Source organism: Roseovarius salis (assembly GCF_044472985.1).
GTDB lineage: Bacteria > Pseudomonadota > Alphaproteobacteria > Rhodobacterales > Rhodobacteraceae > Roseovarius > Roseovarius salis.
The window spans coordinates 21593-38857 of the sequence record NZ_JBISDG010000035.1 but is presented as its reverse complement, the minus strand read 5'-3'; the positions used below and the strand labels follow the sequence as shown (position 1 = coordinate 38857).

Annotated in this window: 18 protein-coding genes; 11 read left to right on the top strand and 7 right to left on the bottom strand. The window is 67.2% G+C overall.

Going from position 1 to position 17265, the window contains the following annotated elements; all coding sequences use genetic code 11:
• The coding region (locus tag ACH13J_RS14070; RefSeq protein WP_397543979.1) for a CapA family protein at positions 1-515 on the bottom strand (515 nt) is incomplete at its 3' end.
• 129 nt (positions 516-644) lie between these two features.
• Here ACH13J_RS14070 and ACH13J_RS14065 point away from each other — a divergent pair.
• Entirely contained in the window at positions 645-1181 is a 537-nt protein-coding gene (locus ACH13J_RS14065) for an Hsp20 family protein (protein ID WP_397543978.1), read from the top strand.
• A gap of 74 nt (positions 1182-1255) precedes the next feature.
• Here the strand turns inward: ACH13J_RS14065 and hpf are convergent, their stop codons facing one another.
• Positions 1256-1831: a ribosome hibernation-promoting factor, HPF/YfiA family gene (gene hpf, locus ACH13J_RS14060; RefSeq protein WP_397543977.1), complete on the bottom strand. Its 576-nt coding sequence runs from the start codon at positions 1829-1831 to the stop codon at positions 1256-1258.
• The gene (locus ACH13J_RS14055; RefSeq protein WP_397543976.1) at positions 1831-2328 is read right to left on the bottom strand and encodes a YbhB/YbcL family Raf kinase inhibitor-like protein; all 498 of its coding nucleotides are present in this window, start codon (positions 2326-2328) and stop codon (positions 1831-1833) included. The genes hpf and ACH13J_RS14055 overlap by 1 nt, the downstream gene beginning before the upstream one ends.
• Before the next feature lie 210 nt (positions 2329-2538).
• Between ACH13J_RS14055 and ACH13J_RS14050 the strand changes: the two genes are divergently transcribed.
• The 3 genes from ACH13J_RS14050 (at position 2539) to ACH13J_RS14040 (ending at position 5312) form a co-directional block, all read left to right on the top strand.
• The gene (locus ACH13J_RS14050) at positions 2539-2937 is read left to right on the top strand and encodes a c-type cytochrome (RefSeq protein ID WP_397543975.1); all 399 of its coding nucleotides are present in this window, start codon (positions 2539-2541) and stop codon (positions 2935-2937) included.
• Positions 2938-3108: 171 nt separating this feature from the next.
• Positions 3109-3690, top strand: coding sequence for a hypothetical protein (locus tag ACH13J_RS14045; RefSeq protein WP_397543974.1), 582 nt, complete (start codon positions 3109-3111; stop codon positions 3688-3690).
• Positions 3687-5312 (top strand): bifunctional aminoglycoside phosphotransferase/ATP-binding protein, encoded by a 1626-nt coding sequence (locus ACH13J_RS14040; protein ID WP_397543973.1) that lies wholly within the window; start codon positions 3687-3689, stop codon positions 5310-5312. The genes ACH13J_RS14045 and ACH13J_RS14040 overlap by 4 nt, the downstream gene beginning before the upstream one ends.
• Here ACH13J_RS14040 and ACH13J_RS14035 read toward each other — a convergent pair.
• Positions 5249-5905, bottom strand: a complete 657-nt coding sequence (locus ACH13J_RS14035) for a hypothetical protein (protein ID WP_397543972.1) — start codon at positions 5903-5905, stop codon at positions 5249-5251. The genes ACH13J_RS14040 and ACH13J_RS14035 overlap by 64 nt on opposite strands.
• Positions 5906-6302: 397 nt before the next feature.
• Here ACH13J_RS14035 and ACH13J_RS14030 point away from each other — a divergent pair, with 397 nt between their 5' ends.
• A complete protein-coding gene (locus ACH13J_RS14030; protein WP_397543971.1) occupies positions 6303-6785 on the top strand; it encodes a CBS domain-containing protein in 483 nt (160 codons plus the stop codon).
• 7 nt (positions 6786-6792) lie between these two features.
• On the opposite strand, the gene ACH13J_RS14025 is transcribed toward ACH13J_RS14030, so the two are convergent.
• Positions 6793-7563 carry a helix-turn-helix domain-containing protein gene (locus ACH13J_RS14025; protein ID WP_397543970.1) on the bottom strand — a complete coding sequence of 257 codons (771 nt, stop codon included), beginning with the start codon at positions 7561-7563 and terminating at the stop codon, positions 6793-6795.
• 353 nt (positions 7564-7916) lie between these two features.
• Here ACH13J_RS14025 and ACH13J_RS14020 point away from each other — a divergent pair, with 353 nt between their 5' ends.
• Positions 7917-8360 carry a hypothetical protein gene (locus ACH13J_RS14020; protein ID WP_397543969.1) on the top strand — a complete coding sequence of 148 codons (444 nt, stop codon included), beginning with the start codon at positions 7917-7919 and terminating at the stop codon, positions 8358-8360.
• A 19-nt stretch (positions 8361-8379) separates the two neighbouring features.
• On the opposite strand, the gene ACH13J_RS14015 is transcribed toward ACH13J_RS14020, so the two are convergent.
• Positions 8380-11103: an HAD-IC family P-type ATPase gene (locus ACH13J_RS14015; protein WP_397543968.1), complete on the bottom strand. Its 2724-nt coding sequence runs from the start codon at positions 11101-11103 to the stop codon at positions 8380-8382.
• Positions 11104-11238: 135 nt separating this feature from the next.
• Positions 11239-11712, bottom strand: a complete 474-nt coding sequence (locus ACH13J_RS14010; protein ID WP_397543967.1) for a c-type cytochrome — start codon at positions 11710-11712, stop codon at positions 11239-11241.
• A 234-nt stretch (positions 11713-11946) separates the two neighbouring features.
• Between ACH13J_RS14010 and ACH13J_RS14005 the strand changes: the two genes are divergently transcribed.
• The 5 genes from ACH13J_RS14005 to ACH13J_RS13985 all read left to right on the top strand — a co-directional run bounded on the left by ACH13J_RS14005 (position 11947) and on the right by ACH13J_RS13985 (position 17258).
• Positions 11947-13176: a betaine/proline/choline family ABC transporter ATP-binding protein gene (locus ACH13J_RS14005; RefSeq protein WP_397543966.1), complete on the top strand. Its 1230-nt coding sequence runs from the start codon at positions 11947-11949 to the stop codon at positions 13174-13176.
• A 12-nt stretch (positions 13177-13188) separates the two neighbouring features.
• Positions 13189-14124 (top strand): ABC transporter permease subunit, encoded by a 936-nt coding sequence (locus tag ACH13J_RS14000; protein ID WP_397543965.1) that lies wholly within the window; start codon positions 13189-13191, stop codon positions 14122-14124.
• A gap of 103 nt (positions 14125-14227) precedes the next feature.
• Positions 14228-15280, top strand: a complete 1053-nt coding sequence (gene proX, locus ACH13J_RS13995; RefSeq protein ID WP_397543964.1) for a glycine betaine/L-proline ABC transporter substrate-binding protein ProX — start codon at positions 14228-14230, stop codon at positions 15278-15280.
• 110 nt (positions 15281-15390) lie between these two features.
• Complete coding sequence (locus tag ACH13J_RS13990) at positions 15391-16443, top strand: AbrB family transcriptional regulator (protein ID WP_397543963.1); 1053 nt, start codon at positions 15391-15393, stop codon at positions 16441-16443.
• A 59-nt stretch (positions 16444-16502) separates the two neighbouring features.
• Positions 16503-17258 (top strand): SDR family NAD(P)-dependent oxidoreductase, encoded by a 756-nt coding sequence (locus tag ACH13J_RS13985; protein WP_397543962.1) that lies wholly within the window; start codon positions 16503-16505, stop codon positions 17256-17258.
• Positions 17259-17265 lie beyond the last annotated feature (7 nt).

Genomic DNA, 17265 nt, shown 5'->3' with positions numbered 1-17265 from the left:
CGTGCCCCAAGCGACAGCGGCCGCGCGGCCTCCTGCGCCGTGCGCCCGGCCCCGGCCCGGCCGACCCCGAGCCGGTCAAGCGTGTCCAGCGTGTCCACCAGCCCTGCCGTGCCCCAGTCGAGCACGTGGTTGTTCGCGAGGCCGCAGGCATCGATCCCCGCCGCGCAAAGCGCCACGGCGTTCTGGGGCGAGACGCGGTAGTTGATTCCCTTGGGCGCCGGCGTGCCGCCGCGCGTGATCGCCGTCTCGAGGTTCACGACCCTCAGATCGCACGCGCGACGGTCCAGGTCGCCGGGCAGCGGCCCCCAGACATAGCCGGGGTCGACACCTCTGGGGATAGGGCCGGCGCGGCGCTCTGCCAGTTCGACATAGCCCAGGGCAGACCGGACATGGTGTTCGTGGATGCGCGGATCGCACGGGGCGGGCAGAATCTGGTCGATCCCGCGCCCCAGCATCACGTCGCCGGCAAGAAACAGGCGCAACGTGCCCGGCGGCTTTACCTCGTTCCCGGTCATGGCGCGATATTGCCGGTTGCGGGCCCGCGCCCCCTTGACCGCGGTTAATGCATGTATCCCGCCGACTTCCAAGATTGTGCTGTCCAACAGCAAGTCAGCTTCGATTTTCGAAAACGGGAGACCCATCCAATGGCGACGGATCAGGAAACCACCCCCGCACCCTCCGAAGGCAAGGCCGGTCGCAGCGTCGCGGAACAGGCGTGGCGCCCGTTCTGGGACCTGCGCGAAGAAATGGAGCGCCTGTTCGACGATTTCGCAACGGGCCGACACCTGGCCCCGCTCCGCGCGCCACGCCGGCCGGCCGGAACACAGCCGGGGGGTCTCGGAATGCCGCGCCTCGACGTCATCGACAAGGCGGACGAGGTAAAGCTCGTTGCCGACCTGCCGGGCATGGAGGAGTCGGATATCGATGTGCAGGTCAACGACAGCACACTGACCCTGAGCGGCGAGAAGAAGGAGGAGACGGAGAAGGGCGACAAGGAAGGCGACTACTATGTTTGCGAGCGCCGCTTCGGCTCGTTCCGCCGCACCGTGCGGATCCCCGAGGGCATCGACCACGACAAGACCGACGCCACCTTCCGCAACGGGGTGCTGACCGTGCGCCTGCCCAAGAAGCCCGAGGCGCAGAACCGCGCCCGCAAGATCGAGGTGAAGGCATCGAAATGACGGCGCCGTGCGGACGACCGGCCGCCGTGGCGCTGCCGCGGCGGCAAGGCACGCAGGTCCGGCGTGCCTGACCCCTATCCCGGATCGAAATCAAGCCCGCCAATGGGGCGCACGGTGCTGGCCTGCGGGCCGATATCGCTCTCGTCGGTCTGAACGACCAGCTCTACCGGGTCGCGCGGGCGCAACGCGTCGAAGGAGCCATCCACCACGCTGTTGCGATGGAAATAGATCAGGCGATGGTCGGTCGCGATGATCTGGCCGTATCCCTCGTCGTGGTGGATTTCCGCGATCCTGCCCTGCAACGGCCCGTCGTGATGCTTCACGTCGCCCCGAGCCTTCTGTTTCCATGCCCTCAGCTTGCGCTCCATGGCCGAGAACGCGTCGCGCACCGCGACTGCCAGGTGCTCGTGCTCGGGCGCATCGTGCTTGTGCACCTTGGTCACGAGATCCCGCCCCGGCACGTGGACCTCCAGCGTGACCTCGAACAGGTTACCCCGGCGGTGGCGGTTGTGCGGCGCGCTGACATGGACGCGGCAGCTGGTGATGCCGCCGTAGAGCCGTTCCAGCTGCGCGACCCTGTCCTCGACCAGATCGCGCAACGCGTCCTGGATCTCCATGTCGCGCGCGGCGAATTCCAGTGGCACCTTCATCAGCCCGCCCTTTCCTGTTCGATCGCCGCGGGCCGTGCACGGGCATAGACGCCGATGATCTCTGCGCTGTCGATCACGTGCGGGGTGGCCATCTCCACGATCTCGCGGCATGTCGTTCCAGCGGAAACGCCTGCAAGCGCCCGCTCATGGGCGCTCAGCCGGAATCGGTAGCTATGCGGCGCATCGCCCACCGGCGGGCAGGGACCGCCGTAGCCGGCCTTGCCGAAGTCGTTCACGGCCTGGTGGAACCCCGGCGCGTCGGCACCGTCGGCGTAACCGGCGTGCAGGAAGTCCCGGCTTGGCGAGATGCCGTAGGCCGCCCAGTGCAGGAACGGGCCACGTGGTGCGTCGGGGTCCTCGCAGACGAGGATCAGTTCCTCGGTGCCCTCGGGAACACCGGCCCACCGAAACGCCGGCGAGACATTCTGGCCGTCGCATGTGAACCTTTGGGGAATGGGTTCGCCCGGGGCGAAATCCGGGCTGGTAAGCATCAGCATGGCATTCTCCTCCTCTGGGCTGACACGCGGCCAACCCTGCGCCGGCCCGCACGGGCATGCATTGACCACGGTTAACAAGGCGGGCCTTCGGGGCGGTGGCCGGACGCCACGGCCGCGTTAACCTGCGTCAATACCGGGTGTGCGCCACCATGCTAACCATTCGGAACCGGCGGCCGAATTGCCGACCGGCGCATCCACTCGGAGGGAAAGATGACACGGACAAGGACGATACTCGCAGCAGTTGCCGGGGGGCTGCTCCTTGGCACGGCCGCCGCGGCGGAGGAAGTCGGCAGGGCAGAATACCTCGACGCCTGCGCCTCCTGCCACGGCGAGAGCGCACAGGGCGACGGCCCGCTGGCCGATCTCATGACCATCAAGGTGCCCGGGCTGACCGGGCTGGCTGCCGCGAATGACGGTCAATTCCCCATGCTCGACGTGATCCACAGCATCGACGGACGCCAGGGCACCCGCGGGCATGGCTACCCGATGCCGGTGTGGGGCAAGCGCTTTGCCAAGGACCTGGTGAAGGCCGGTCCCTACGGCGGCGAGGTCATCATCCGCGGCCGGATCCTGTCCATCGCCTATTACCTCGAATCGATCCAGGAATAGCGGCGGGCCGGCGCTGCCGGTCGTCCTCCCGCCGCGGCCTCTGTCCGGCCGGGTCGCCCCGCCTGGCCGGCACGCCACGGCACGACGCGTCCGCAGGCACAATTTAATTCAGGTCAAAGCGGGCTTTGACAGCGCGCGCTAAAACGTGATGGCATCGTATCGGAGGACGTCATGAAGGAAAAAGGCTCCCCCCGGTCGGGGAAGTCCACTTATATCAACGTGCCCGAGGCCGTGGGCGTGTTCGATTCAGCCGCCGATCTCAGGGCGGCGTTCCACGACCTGAGGCTGCTCGGATTCCGGCTGGATGATATCAGCCTGCTCGCCAGACAGGAGGTGCTGGAAGAAAAACTCGGCGACGCCTTCTGGAAGGCCACGGAACTGGAGGACAATCCCGACGCGCCCCGTGCGAACTTCGTCTCCGAGGAGGCCATTGGAGAGCTGGAGGGCGCCATAGCCGGCGGATTCTTATTCCTCGGCTCCTACGTGGCGATGGCCGCCCTCCTTACGCCGGCCAGCACTCTGGCTGCATCCATTGCCGCGATCGCCGTCGGGGGCGGGCCGGCGGGCGTGATCGGGAGCCTTCTGGCGCGCCGTGTCGGGCAGCGGCACCGCGAATACTACGAGAACCAGATCAAGCACGGTGGCATCCTGATGTGGGTCCGTGTCGCCGACAAGGAAAAGGAGGATCTGGCGGTCAAGATCCTCAAGGGCCATTCCGGCCGCGACGTGCACGTGCACCCGTGGTCCGAATGACGGGGGCACAAGACGGGCCACCGCCGTTCGAGGATATCGTTGCCCTCCTGTCCGATCCGGCCACCCACGCCGCCGACGGCCCGGTCGAGATGCACCGGACCCATGCGGCGATCGTGTTTCTCGTGGGGCGTGACGCCTACAAGGTCAAGCGGCCCGTGCGCTATGACTACCTGGATTTCTCCACCCCCGAAAAACGCCGCGCGATGCTCCGGCACGAGTTCGATCTCAACGCGTCCGCGGCCCCGGGGATCTACCTCGGGCTCGTTGCGGTCACGCGCGACGCGGACGGGCGGCTGGCGCTGGACGGAGACGGCGAACCTGTCGAGTGGTGTCTGCACATGCGACGTTTCCCCCAAGGGGCCGAGTTGTCTGCCGTCGCGGCGCGCGGCGCGCTGACCACCCGGCTGGCAGAGGATATCGGCACCACCGTGGCGGATCTGCACGCCCGCGCCGAGCCCCGCGCGGAGGACGGTCAGGCATTGGTGCGGGACATCGCCACGGAGCTGGACGGCGCCTTTGCCGGGATGACGGATATCCTGCCGGCCGGTGATATCGCGCGTTTCAACGATCTCGTCGCGGCCCGGGTCGACGCGACCGGCGCCTTGCTGGCCACGCGCGGGCGGGCCGGGCATGTGCGGCGGGGCCATGGCGATCTGCACATGGGCAACATGGTTGTTCTGGACGGGCGGCCTGTCCCGTTCGATGCGCTGGAATTCGATGAACGGCTCGGCACGCTGGACGTGCTCTACGATCTGGCCTTCCTGCTGATGGACATGCTGCACCGCGGCCTGGATAATGCCGCAAACGCGGTTCTCGGGGCGTGGCTGCGCCGCATGGACGATGTCGCGCATCTCGACGGGCTCGCCGCCCTGCCCCTGTTCCTGGGCCTTAGGGCAGGCATACGCGCCATGGTGTCGGTACAGTCCGCACGCATGGAAGGCGAGGATGCCGCGGCCAAGACGCGCGAGGCCCGAGGCTACCTTGCGCAGGCGCTGGATCATCTCGATCCTCCCGCCCCGCGGCTGGTCGCCGTCGGCGGGTTCTCGGGGACCGGCAAGACGACGCTCGCGCGGCACCTTGCACCGGGGATAGGCGCCGCGCCGGGGGCGGTCCACCTGCGCAGCGACATCGAGCGCAAGACGCTATACGGTGTGGACCCGCTGACCGCCCTTCCGCCCGAGGCATATTCTGCAGAGGCCAGCGAGCGCGTCTATTCCGTGCTGCGTGACAAGGCCATGCGCCTGCTGCTGGCCGGGCATTCCGCGGTGCTCGACGCGGTGTTCGACCGTCAGGACGAACGCGACCGTGTCAGGGAACTGGCCGAACGGGCCGGCGTGCCGATGACCGGCCTTTGGCTGACCGCGCGTGAGGAGGTTCTCGTCGAACGCGTGTCAAGCCGCAGCGGGGACGCGTCGGATGCCGACGCCGCGGTTGTCCGCCAGCAGTTGGAGACGGGCGATACCGCGCGGGGCTGGACGGCCATCGACGCCGGCGGTCCGGCTTCGGCGACGCTTGAGCAGGCCCGCGCGGCAACCGGAGCACAACGACCCGACATCGGTCATGCCGGCGATGAGGACGCGGAGACCACCGAGAGCGGGGGCGGCACGAGGAACTCGCCGTAGGACTGGTTCCGGTGGCGCTCCAGCCCCAGCTCGCGGACGGCGGCCATGGCGCCCTGGCGGCACGGGTCCGACACGGCGAGGCTGAGAACCTCGCCGCCGGCCCAACGAACCTTGCACAGCTCCGTTCGGCAGATACCCCGTTCGAACAGCAAGCGGGATTTCGTGACCGATTGCGCGACGACCGGGCGCGATGCCGCCCCGAGCGACGACAGCAGATGCGCGGGCGATAACGCGGCCTGCTCCTCGGGCATCTCCGAAAGACCAAGCGACACGGCGACGTCCAGGAAATCATCGGGCGACATCGGGAAGGGAACCGACCGCGCCATTGTCCAGCACTGCAGCGGACCGGCATCGGCAAAGCGCGACTTGATCTCGAGCATCACGCCATCGCGCAGCCTGACGAGACAGGAGTCGCTGATCGCGGAGAGCAGGTAGATATCGGCGCGCGTTTCGGCCCGGACAGGGCGCCAGTCGCGCTCGAGCCGTCCCGCCAGCGGCCCTTCGCATGGTGGCCAGCACCGGTATTCGTACACGGTGCGCGGCGTCTTGCGGCTGCGCGGGTGGCGTCCCCGGGCGAAAGGGGCTCCGGTCATGGCATCGTCCCTCCTGTTGCTGTCCGTCTGACGGCGGGCGATGGCGTGGCCGCCGCATTGTCTTTCGGGGCGCAGGATCCGACGCTGTTACGTGCGATGGACACCCGCGCCCATTGAAGGATCGGCCGCGTGCCCGGCCCCGTCATTGACGGCCGTCAACCCACGGGCGGAACGCCGCATCCCGCTAAGGCTTGCCTTCCGTTAAGGCATGCAGGGGAATTCCGCCGTAACCTCGCTGAAGGGAACAGAGACTCATGGGCACCGCCAGGGGACATGACCCCGAGGGGGCAGGATACCGCGCGGGCACGAAGAGTCCTTTGGCCGTCGCGGTCGCCCAATGCGCCATGCGCTCTGGCCCCGTGTCATGTGGAAAATTACGGGTAAAGGTGAAACGGACATGAAGATCGCGGATATCATGACACGACCCGCCGCCACCATCCCGGCCACCTCCGGCGTGACCGCGGCGGCCGTCAGGATGCGCGACCTGCACGCCGGCATGCTGTGCGTTCTTGACGCACAGTCTCTGGTGGGGGTTCTCACCGACCGGGACATCGTGGTGCGCTGCGTCGCCCTCGACCGGGCGGCCCGGTCGACGAGCGTCCGCGACATCATGAGCCGCGATCCCCTCATCTGCTTTGAGACGCAGCGCATCGAGGACGCGGCGGCCATCATGGGCGATCACCAGTTGCGTCACCTGCCGGTTTGCGACAACGCGGCGCGCCTTGTCGGCCTGCTTTCGGTGGACCGGATTGCCGAGGATTACTCCGAGCATCTGGCCGGCGAGACGCTTGGCGAAATCGTCGAGACGCGTGGCCCGCTGCCGCCGGACCTCACCGGCCTTGCCGCCGACGATCCGCACAACCCGCCCGCGCCCTGCTGACGCGCCCTCAGGCGCCCGCATGCATGCCGCATGAGCCGGGCAGAATACGCCGCCGGAGGTTTTCGCGATCGATCCCGGCAAGCGCGGCCATCGCCTGCGGGTCGAGGACACGGATATCCATGTGGTTGGTCATCACGATGATCCCGTTGCGCGACATGCGCCGCATCGTCCGGCACACATGGACCGAGGACAGACCCACGTAATCGCCAAGCTGCTGTTGCGTCAGGGGGACATGGAACGCCGGCGACGACCGGTCGCAGGCGGCGTCGATGCGCACGCAGAATTCCAGCAAGGCATAGGCGACCCGCGTCTCGGCCGACGCCTTGCCGAGCCGCAGCATCCGCTCGCTTCGCCGCGCCGTCTGTGCCGACTCGATGCGGTGCAAGGCATGGTTGAGGTCGCGCCAGTCGTCGGTCATCCGCTCCCACCCCGCGTATGGCACGGCGATCACCGCACCGTCGGACAGCGCCTCGACCGTCACGTTGGAGGTCACCCCGTCGCCGGAGACCGGATCGACGATTTCACCGGGCAGCGCGAAGTCTATGATCTGTGTCTGCCCTTCGGTGAGGGATTTCGATAGCGCCAGCCAGCCATCGATCAGGTAGAACACCGACCGGCATTCCTCGTCCTCCAGCAGCAGGGTGCTGTTGTCCCGGAAGGATTGCACATGACGCGGGAAAGCGGCCTGCACCCTGCTGGGCAAGCCGCCTGCGTCCCCGGTTGGAAAGACCCGCGCGAGCGCGTCCGGATCCTTGGTTGGGTTCAGTTCGGAAAACACTTTGGTTCCTTTCGTCGTCGTGCAAATCTGAATTGAACGAAGTGATGCTCCCGGCCGCTCGCGTTTCGTTGGCAGCCTCGTGCCCGTTTTGGCACTCACATTAGGTTGCGGCGCGGAGGGACATCTTGTTTGCCGTCATATCCAACCGCGGCACCATCCGGCTGCCCGCGAATCGTTTGCGGAATTCGTATTGGAATCCGATATTTGAGTTGAAAGCGGATTCGCGCCGACCTGTCCTGCCGCGGGTCGCCCGCCGGATTTCCGGCGTCTTTTTCACATGTTAATGCTCTTTGCGGCTTTGCAGGCGACAAAGGGCCGAGATCGAATCACCTTGCCGGCCCGGGAGATGTCAGATGGCGCAGCGCACCCAGATACCCTCGACGATGACGGACATGTTCCGCCACGCGCAGGAGATCATCGCACTCAACCCGGTGATCGGGCCGCAGCTGGTGCATTTCTGGAGGGCGCAGGACGCCGTTCTGGACGAAACGGAGACGTTCGCCCGGCACTGGTTCGCACGCCGCCACAAGGCCGCGCAGACCGCGCTGGCCGCCGCGCAGGAAGTGACGCAAAACGGCGCCACCGACCCCGCGGGCGCCATGCGCGCCATCACCGAATGGCAGACGCGTTCGATGGAACGGATCGCCGAGGACATGCAGGAATGGGTCGACACGTGTTCGCGCTGCGCCGGCCACATGACGCGGGAGGAGTCGGAGGCCAGCCGCGATACGCTGAAAAAGGCCTCCAAGACAAGCTCGGCCACGGGCACGGCCAAGAAGGAGTCGGTGCCCGTGTGAGGTTGCCGCCGCAACCGCCTCAGCCCGAACCGCGCGCGCTGTCGCGGGGTGGTCGCAAGGCCAGGCGCATGCGTTTCTCGATTTCGATCAGAACGACGAACGCAATCCCGATCCCGACGATCAGCGCCCCATCCGCATACGGCACCGCACGCGTGCCGAACACTTCCTGCATTGGCGGCAGGTAGGTGACAGCCGCCTGCGCCGCTACAACGGCGATCACGCAGGTCCAGACCACCCGCGTGCCGCGTACCGTCGCCCATGTGAGCGAGGTTCCCCGCAGGGTGCGTATGAAGAAAAGGTAGAAGATCTCCAGCACCACCAGCATGTTCAGCGCCATCGTCTGCGCCAGTGCCAGCGGGTATTGCTGGTCCATGGCGTAGGCGAAAAGACCGAACACCGCCGCGAGGAACAGGCCCGAAACAAGCACGATCTGCCAAACGATCCATCCGGGCAGGAGGGACGCGGAACGGGAACGCGGCGGACGCCTCATGGTGTCGGGTTCAGGGGGCTCGAAGGCCAGCGCGAGGCCGAGGGTCACCGCCGTGACGAGATTGACCCAAAGGATCTGGACCGCGGTGATGGGCAGCGCCATCCCAGCGAAGAGCGCCAGCACGATCGTCATCGCCTCGCCTGCGTTGGTGGGCAGGGTCCAGCTGATCACCTTGCGAATGTTGTCGTAGACCGTCCGCCCCTCGCGCACCGCCGCCGCGATGGAGGCGAAATTGTCATCGGCCAGGACGAAATCGGCGGCTTCCTTGGCCGCCTCGCTGCCCTTTTGCCCCATCGCTATGCCCGCATCCGCGCGCTTGAGGGCCGGGGCATCGTTGACCCCGTCGCCGGTCATCGCCACGGTCAGGCCACGCGCCTGCAAGGCCGTCACGAGACGCAGCTTGTGCGCGGGCGAGGTCCGGGCGAAGATATCCGTCCCGGCCGCGGTTTCGCGCAGTTCCGCATCGTCCATGGCATCGAGATCCGCTCCGGTCAGAACCTTTTCGGCGTTCTGAAGGCCGATGCGCGCCGCGATGGCCCGCGCGGTGGCCGCGTGATCGCCGGTGATCATCTTGACGCGGATGCCGGCCGCGCGGCACTCGGCCACGGCCCCCGCGGCCTCGGACCGCGGCGGGTCGATCAGGCCGATGACGCCGATCAGCGTGAGCCGGCCGTCGATATCCGCCGGCTCAAGAGAGCTTAGGTCTTCCCCGACGGCGCGCGTGGCCACCGCGATCACCCTCTGGCCTTCGGCCGCGAATGACTCGACGATGTCGTGCCAGTGCCCGGGATCGAGCGGCTCGCTTGTCCCGTCCGGCGCACGCTGATCGGCGCACATCTCCAGCACCGCTTCCGGGGCGCCCTTGACATGAACGGCGCCATGGCCCGCCTCGTCGCGATGCAAAACGGCCATGTACCGGTGAGCGGCGTCGAAAGGAATGGCATCGGCGCGCTCCCAGCCTGCGGCAGGGTCCGCGCCGTCGCGGCAAATCCGGCCCGCGAGGGCCAACAAGGCCCCCTCCATCGGGTCCCCCTCGACCTGCCAGCCTGCATCGGTGCGGCGCAGGACCGCGTCGCTGCAAAGCCTGGACGCACGGGCGAATTCCGTCAGCACGGGTCGGTCTCCCGCGCTCGGCAGCTCGCCGCCGTCGCGCCGCACCCGCCCGTCAGGCGCATAGCCCTCGCCCTCCACGCTATACCTTACACCGTTTGCCGCGAGACGTGCCGCCATCATCTCGTTGCGTGTCAGCGTTCCGGTCTTGTCCGTGCAGATGACCGACACCGCGCCGAGCGTTTCGATCGCGGGCAGACGTCGCACGATCGCGTTGCGCCGGGCCATGGCCTGGACGCCCACCGCCAGCGTGATGGTCAGCACCGCGGGCAGGCCCTCGGGGATCGCCGCGACCGACAAGCCGACCACCGCCATGAAAAGATCGGCGAACGGCATGTGGCCGACGAAATACCCGTAGGTCAGCAGCGCGCCCGCGACGAGCAGGATCATCAATGTCAACCAGCGTGCAAACACGTCCATCTGGCGCACCAGCGGCGTGGTCAACGTCTCCACCTGTCCCAGCATCCCGCTGATCTGGCCGATCTCGGTATCGCTGCCCGTCGCAACGACCACGCCGCGCCCGGTGCCGCCCACCACCAGCGTGCCGGAAAACAACATCGGGCCGCGGTCCCCGAGCGGGGCCTGCGCCGCCACGGGCGCGATGGCCTTGCTCACCGGCACGGACTCGCCTGTCAGGATGGCCTCCTGCACCGACAGGCCATGCGCCGATGTCAAACGCACATCGGCCGGGGCGCGGTCGCCGGCCTCTATCAGAACGATGTCGCCCGGCACCAGCTCGGCCGCGGCCACGCTGACCCGGCGACCGTCGCGCAGCACCGCGGACCGCGGCGCCAGCATGCGGCGGATGGCGTCCATGGCCTGCTCGGCACGCCCTTCTTGGATGAAGCCGACCACCGCGTTGACCATAACCACCGCCACGATCACGCCGGTATCCACCCAATGGCCGAGCGACGCGGTGATCCCCGCCGAAAGGATAAGAACGTAGATCAAAACGTTGTGAAACTGCGCGAGGAACCGCACCACCGCGCCGCGGCGCGGCGGCGCGGGCAAACGATTCGGACCATGGGCCTGCAGGCGGCGTTCCGCCTCCTGCGTGCTCAGCCCGTCAGGCCCGGCATCCATTGCCTCCAGCACCTTTTCCGGAGGCAGTGCATGAAAGGCCGTTCCGTCCCCGTCTGCCATCATCCGGTCTCCGCTACAGGGGGTCAGCGTGCGCCCTGCCCTGTCTAGAACCCGGTCCGGCCATCCGTTTCAAGGCCGAATTGGCGGCGCGGCGGAATATCAGGTACATGCCCGCAACGAGCGCCCACCGCTGCGTCACTCACCGCCCGGCACCACCTGGATCGACTGGAGATAGTGGACAAGGGCGTAGATGCGGTGCCGGACGCGTAGTTCGTTCAGTTCGTCCGGTCCCCACTCGGTCATCTCGCGGTTCATGTAGCGCGTGCCCCAGACCGGCATCTTGCGCGGGCCGTGTGCGGCGATTTCCGTGCGCCCGTCGATGACCGAGAACACCTGCTCAAGCGGAAACGTTCCGCCGTTGCGTTCCGCCAACCGCGTCAGGTCCCCGGGGTCGATACCCTGGAACACCCTCGTCAGGAAACCCGCGCCCTTGCCGTCCTCGCCGTGGCAGGAGGCGCAGGAATTCACGAACTCTTGCTCGTCGGGCTTGATGACGACGGGCGTGGGGCGTTCGGGGTCTTCCGTCGGGCCCTGGGCAGAGGCCGGGCCGCCCCCCGCCGCCAGCGCCGCGGCCAGCACGGCCGCCACCGGGACTCTCGAGCGTTTCATGTCGCGCACTCCTTTGTCTGCATGTTCGCGCAATCAGGATGGCATCGCCGCGGGCGGCGTCATTAACGCCCGTCAAGGCAGGGTCCGGGGAACCGCGTCGCAACGCCAGCGCCGTCGCCGTGGCAAAAGAAATTCCCGTGTCGCTGTTGACGAATGGTTCGCAGGCGACCATTTCGGGCGAAACGCGACGGCGATCCCGGCGTTACCCCTGCTCAACGGAACGGGAGGCGACGCATGACGACAAAAATCAAGGTAAGCAACGTGTCCAAGGTGTTCGGGGATGACCCCGGGCAGGCGCTGGACATGATCCGCAAGGGCAAGACCAAGGACGAGGTCCTGTCCGAGACCGGCCAGACCATCGGTGTGCATTCTGTCGATTTCTCGGTCGACGAGGGCGAGGTTTTCGTGGTCATGGGGCTGTCAGGCTCCGGCAAGTCCACCCTGGTCAGGATGCTCAACCGGCTCATCGACACGAGCGATGGCGAGATCCACATCGCCGGCGAGCCGCTGCACGACGCGGACGAGCAGACACTTCGCAGGTTGCGGCTGGAAAAGATCGCCATGGTTTTCCAGCATTTCGCCCTGTTCCCGCACAAGAGCGTGCGCGAAAACGTCGAGTACGGTCTCAAGATCGCGAACGTGCCAGCCGACGAACGGCGCCGCCGGGCGCTTGATGCGCTTGAAAAGGTGGGCCTGTCCGCATGGGCCGATCGCAAGCCCTCGGCCCTGTCGGGGGGCATGCAACAGCGCGTGGGGCTGGCGCGCGGGCTGGCCGTGGATCCCGAGATACTGCTGATGGACGAGCCCTTCTCGGCGCTCGACCCGCTGATCCGCCGCGACATGCAGAACGAGCTGCTTGAGTTGCAGCGCGAACTGAAGAAAACCATCGTTTTCATCACCCACGACCTCGACGAGGCGCTGACGCTGGGAGACCGCATCGCGATCATGAAAGAGGGGCGCTTCGTTCAGGTGGGTACGGCCGAAGAGATCGTCGGCAACCCGGCCGACGACTACGTGGCGGCCTTTACCCAGGATGTCGACCGCGCGCGCGTTTACGACGTGCAAAGCGTGATGGACCCGCCCGAGGCGCTCGATCTCGCGACGACCGACCATACGGCGTTGCACGAACGTCTCGATGCGCTTGGCAGGGATGCGCTGCACGTGACCGAGAACGGCAAGCTGGCCGGGCTCGTCACGCGCCGGGCGCTGGCCGGCGCCGACGGGCTGGAGAACGCGGTGATGCACGACGCGCCAACCGCACGGCCCGACACGCATATCCACACGATATACGGCGCCTGTTCGTCCGGCCTGCCCGTCGGCGTGACCGACGACAGTGGTGCCCTGCTGGGCGTGGTAAGACCCGAAGCGGTCTTTTCCGTGCTCGCCGAGGACAAGAACACGGCTGGAAACGAGGCGGCGCAGCCCCGTGGCGACAGTGCCGGGGCCCCCGCCCTTTCAGCCTGACCGGAGGCAATCATGTGGCAACCATCTGACCTGTTCGAAATCCCGCTCGACGTATGGGTGGAAACGGCGATCAAGGGCTGGCTGGTCCCCAACTTCCGCGGCGTGTTCCAGGCCGTACAGGTGCCGATCGCGACCGTGCTCGAGGGGCTGGACATCGCCCTTCAGGCGATCCCGATGCCGGTGTTCACCGTCGTTGTGGCGCTCATCGCGTGGGCCGTGGCCAGCAGGGGGCTGGCGCTCTTCACGCTGGCGAGCTTCGTGGGGATCGACCTGATCGGCGTGTGGACCCAGACGATGACGACGCTGGCGATGATCCTCACGGCGGTGCTGTTCTGCGCTGTGGTGGGGGTGCCGCTCGGAATCGCCGCGGCCCGCAGCGACCGTTTCGCCAACGGCCTGCGCCCCGTGCTCGACATCATGCAGACGATCCCGCCCTTCGTGTATCTGGTGCCGATCGTCATGCTGTTCGGCGTCGGCATGACGCCGGGCATCATTGCCACCATCATCTTTGCGCTGCCACCCATCACGCGCCTGACCAATCTCGGCATCCGCTCGGTGCCCGAGGACCTGATCGAGGCGGCCTATGCCTTTGGCTCCTCGCACCGGCAGGTGTTGTGGGAGGTGCAGCTGCCGCTGGCGTTGCGCACCATCATGGCCGGGCTGAACCAGACATTGATGCTCGCCCTGTCGATGGCGGTCATCGCCGCGCTGATCGGCGCGGGCGGGCTTGGCCTGACGGTCTATACCGGGCTGGGCCGGCTGGACGTGGGTGCCGCCACCGAGGGCGGGCTCGGCATCGTGCTGCTGGCGATGATCCTTGACCGGATCACACAGGCGCTTGGCAGCGAGAGTTCCGTGAAATCACCGGGTCTTCTGGAGACGCTCAAGTCGTTCTTCAGGACGAGGGCACCGGCAAGTTCGCCCGAAGGCGGGCAAAGCGTGTCCTGACAACCGTTCCGCGGCCGCGCGCTGCCGGCAGCGGCCGCATCCATACCGCGCCCGGGCGTATCACGCCCCGCGGTTCAACCCAAGAGAAAGGAGGACTTTCAGTATGACACGTACGAAAGCGATCCTGAAACTGACAACCGGCGCGGCCACCGCCGCCATGATGACCCTGCCCATGGCCGCAACGGCCGACAACCACAGCATGCCCGGCGAAGGCACGTCGATCGACATGGCCCGGGCCAGCTGGGATACCGGCTGGTGGCAGGCCGAGATCTACAGCCAGCTGTTCGAGAAGCTGGGCTATGACGTCTCGCGCATCACCACGCTGGACAACCCGCCCTTTTACCAGTCCGTCGCACAGGGCGACATGGACGTTTGGGTGAACGGCTGGTTCCCGCTGCACAACTCGTACGAGGACACGTTCGCCCAAGGCGCGGAAAAGGTCGGCTACGTCGCCAAGGGTGGCGCGCTGCAAGGTTACCTGATCGACAAGAAAACGGCCGAAAAACACGACATCACCCATGTCTCGGACCTCACCAAGGACGATATCCAGAAGGTGTTCGACGCCAATGGCGACGGCAAGGCCGATCTCGTCGCCTGCCCGCCGGGCTGGGGCTGCGAGACTGTCATCTCGCACCATTTCGACGCGTTCGGCTGGGATGATGACTTCAACGCCATCAAGGCGGGCTACTCGGCCTCCATGGCGGATGCGCTTGGCCGCTACCAGAACGGCCAGCCGATCTTCTTCTACACGTGGACGCCGAACTGGACCGTGGGCGAGCTGACACCGGGCGAAGACGTCGTCTGGCTGCAGATGAAGGAGACCAAGCTGCCCGAAGGGCAGAAGAACCTTGCCGACGAGACCACCGTCGACGGCCTTGCGGGGTGCCAGGGGCAACAGCCCTGTGACCTTGGCTGGCCGGCCAACGACATCCGGCCCGTCGCGAACTCGGAGTTTCTTGCCAACAACCCCGCGGCGGCCACGCTGCTGGAGAATGTCCGCATCCCGATCGACGACATCTTCGCGCAGAACGCCGAGATGAACGCGGGCGCGGACAGCCCCGAGGACCTCGAAAAGCAGGCCGAGACGTGGATCGAGGAAAACAGCGACAAGGTCGACAAGTGGCTGCAATCGGCGCGTGAAGCGGCGACGATGTAAGCCCTTGCCAAACGGTCTTGATGCAACGGGAAAGGGGCCGGCCAGCGGCCCCTTTTCATTTTGCCACGGCGGCGGCTTGCACGGGATGCGCAGGGGTGCTTGATGGGCACATGCGTCATTTGCCTGTCACGCTTTGCCTTGTCGCGCTCGGTGCGGTCGCGGGCTGGGCGGCCCGACTGGCCGGCCTGCCTCTGCCGTTTCTCCTTGGGCCGCTCTTGGCCTCCGGCACGGTGGCGACCGTCCTGCCCCGGCATCTGCCGGATGGCTACGTCTTTCCACAGCGCCTGCGTGTGACGTTCATCGCCGTGATCGGATTGATGATCGGGGCGCAGGTGACACCGGAGCTTTTCACCGCGGCGGGCCGGTTCGCCGCCAGCTTCGCCGCGCTATCCGTCTTCGTCGGGCTTTGTCTTGCCTACAATATATGGGTGTTCCGGCGTCTGGGCGGCTATGATCGCGTCACGGCCTTTTATGCCAGCACGCCCGGCGGCTTGTTCGAGTCGCTGGCCATGGGCGAGGCGGCAGGCGCGGATGTCACCCGGCTCACTCTTCAGCAGTTCCTGCGCATCATCGTGGTGGTGACCGTCCTGCCGCTCGGCCTGTCGCTCTGGCTGGGCGCGCCCGTGGGCAGCGCGGGCGGGATGACGCTTGCGCAGGGCAGCGTGCCGTGGAGCGAACTGCCGCTGATCGTGGCGGCCGGTGCCGCCGGCGGCCTCGGGGGACACCTGCTGCGTTTGCCGGCCCGCCAGCTCACGGGGCCCATGGCCGCGGCGGCGGTGCTGTCGCTGACCGGGGTGGCGCATGTCGACATGCCGCAATGGCTCGTGAACGCGGCACAGGTCGTGGTCGGGACGGCGCTCGGGATGCGTTTCACGGGCCTGTCCCGCAGATTGATCCTGCACGGCGCGGGGCTGTCTCTCGTCTCCGTCGGGGGGATGCTGGCCCTTGCCGCCGGTTTCGCCGCGGCGCTGGTGCCCCTGACCGGAGAGGCGTTCGACGTCCTGCTCATCAGCTTTGCCCCCGGTGGCGTTACCGAGATGTCGCTGGTCGCGCTCAGCCTGCAGGCCAACCCCGCCTTCGTCACCCTGCACCACATATACCGCATACTGCTGACGGTACTGGGGCTGGTCGTGTCGGCCCGCTGGCCGCGGCGCGGGCTTTGACAAGTCTGCACGCAGCGGGTTATCTGAACGAATGTTCATTTCCTGACGGGAGGCCCTCAATGCGCATCCAAGATACAGCCGCAATCGTCACCGGGGGCGCCTCGGGCCTCGGGGAAGCCACCGCGCGCCATCTCAGGGCGCAGGGCGCGCGCGTCACGATACTCGACCGCGACGCCACGCGCGGCAAGGCCGTGGCCGACGAGATCGGCGCCGCCTTTGCCGAGACAGACGTGACCGACGAAACCTCTGTCCGGTCCGCCATCGACACCGCGACAGCCGCGATGGACGGCCTGAGTTGCGCGGTCAACTGCGCCGGGATCGCCACCGGCGAAAAGACCCTTGGCAGGGACGGGCCGCACGCGCTGGACAGCTTCCGCCGGACGGTGGACATCAACCTCGTGGGCAGCTTCAACGTCGCGCGCCTTGCCGCTGCCGAGATCGCCAAGCGCGAGCCCTCGGCCGACGGGCTGCGCGGGGTGATCGTCAACACCGCGTCCATCGCCGCATTCGATGGCCAGAAGGGCCAGGCCGCCTATGCCGCCTCGAAGGGCGGGATCGTCGGGCTCTCGCTGCCGATGGCGCGCGATCTCGCAAGGCAGGGGATCCGGGTCATGGCCATCGCGCCCGGGACTTTCCTTACCCCGATGCTGCAGGGCCTGCCCGACGACGTGACAGACGCGCTGGCGCAGGACGTCACGTGCCCCAAGCGGCTTGGCGATCCGTCCGAATACGCCGCGCTGGCCCGGTTCATCATCGAATGCGACTATCTCAACGGCGAGGTCATCCGCCTCGACGGGGCGCTGCGGATGCAATAGCGCGCCC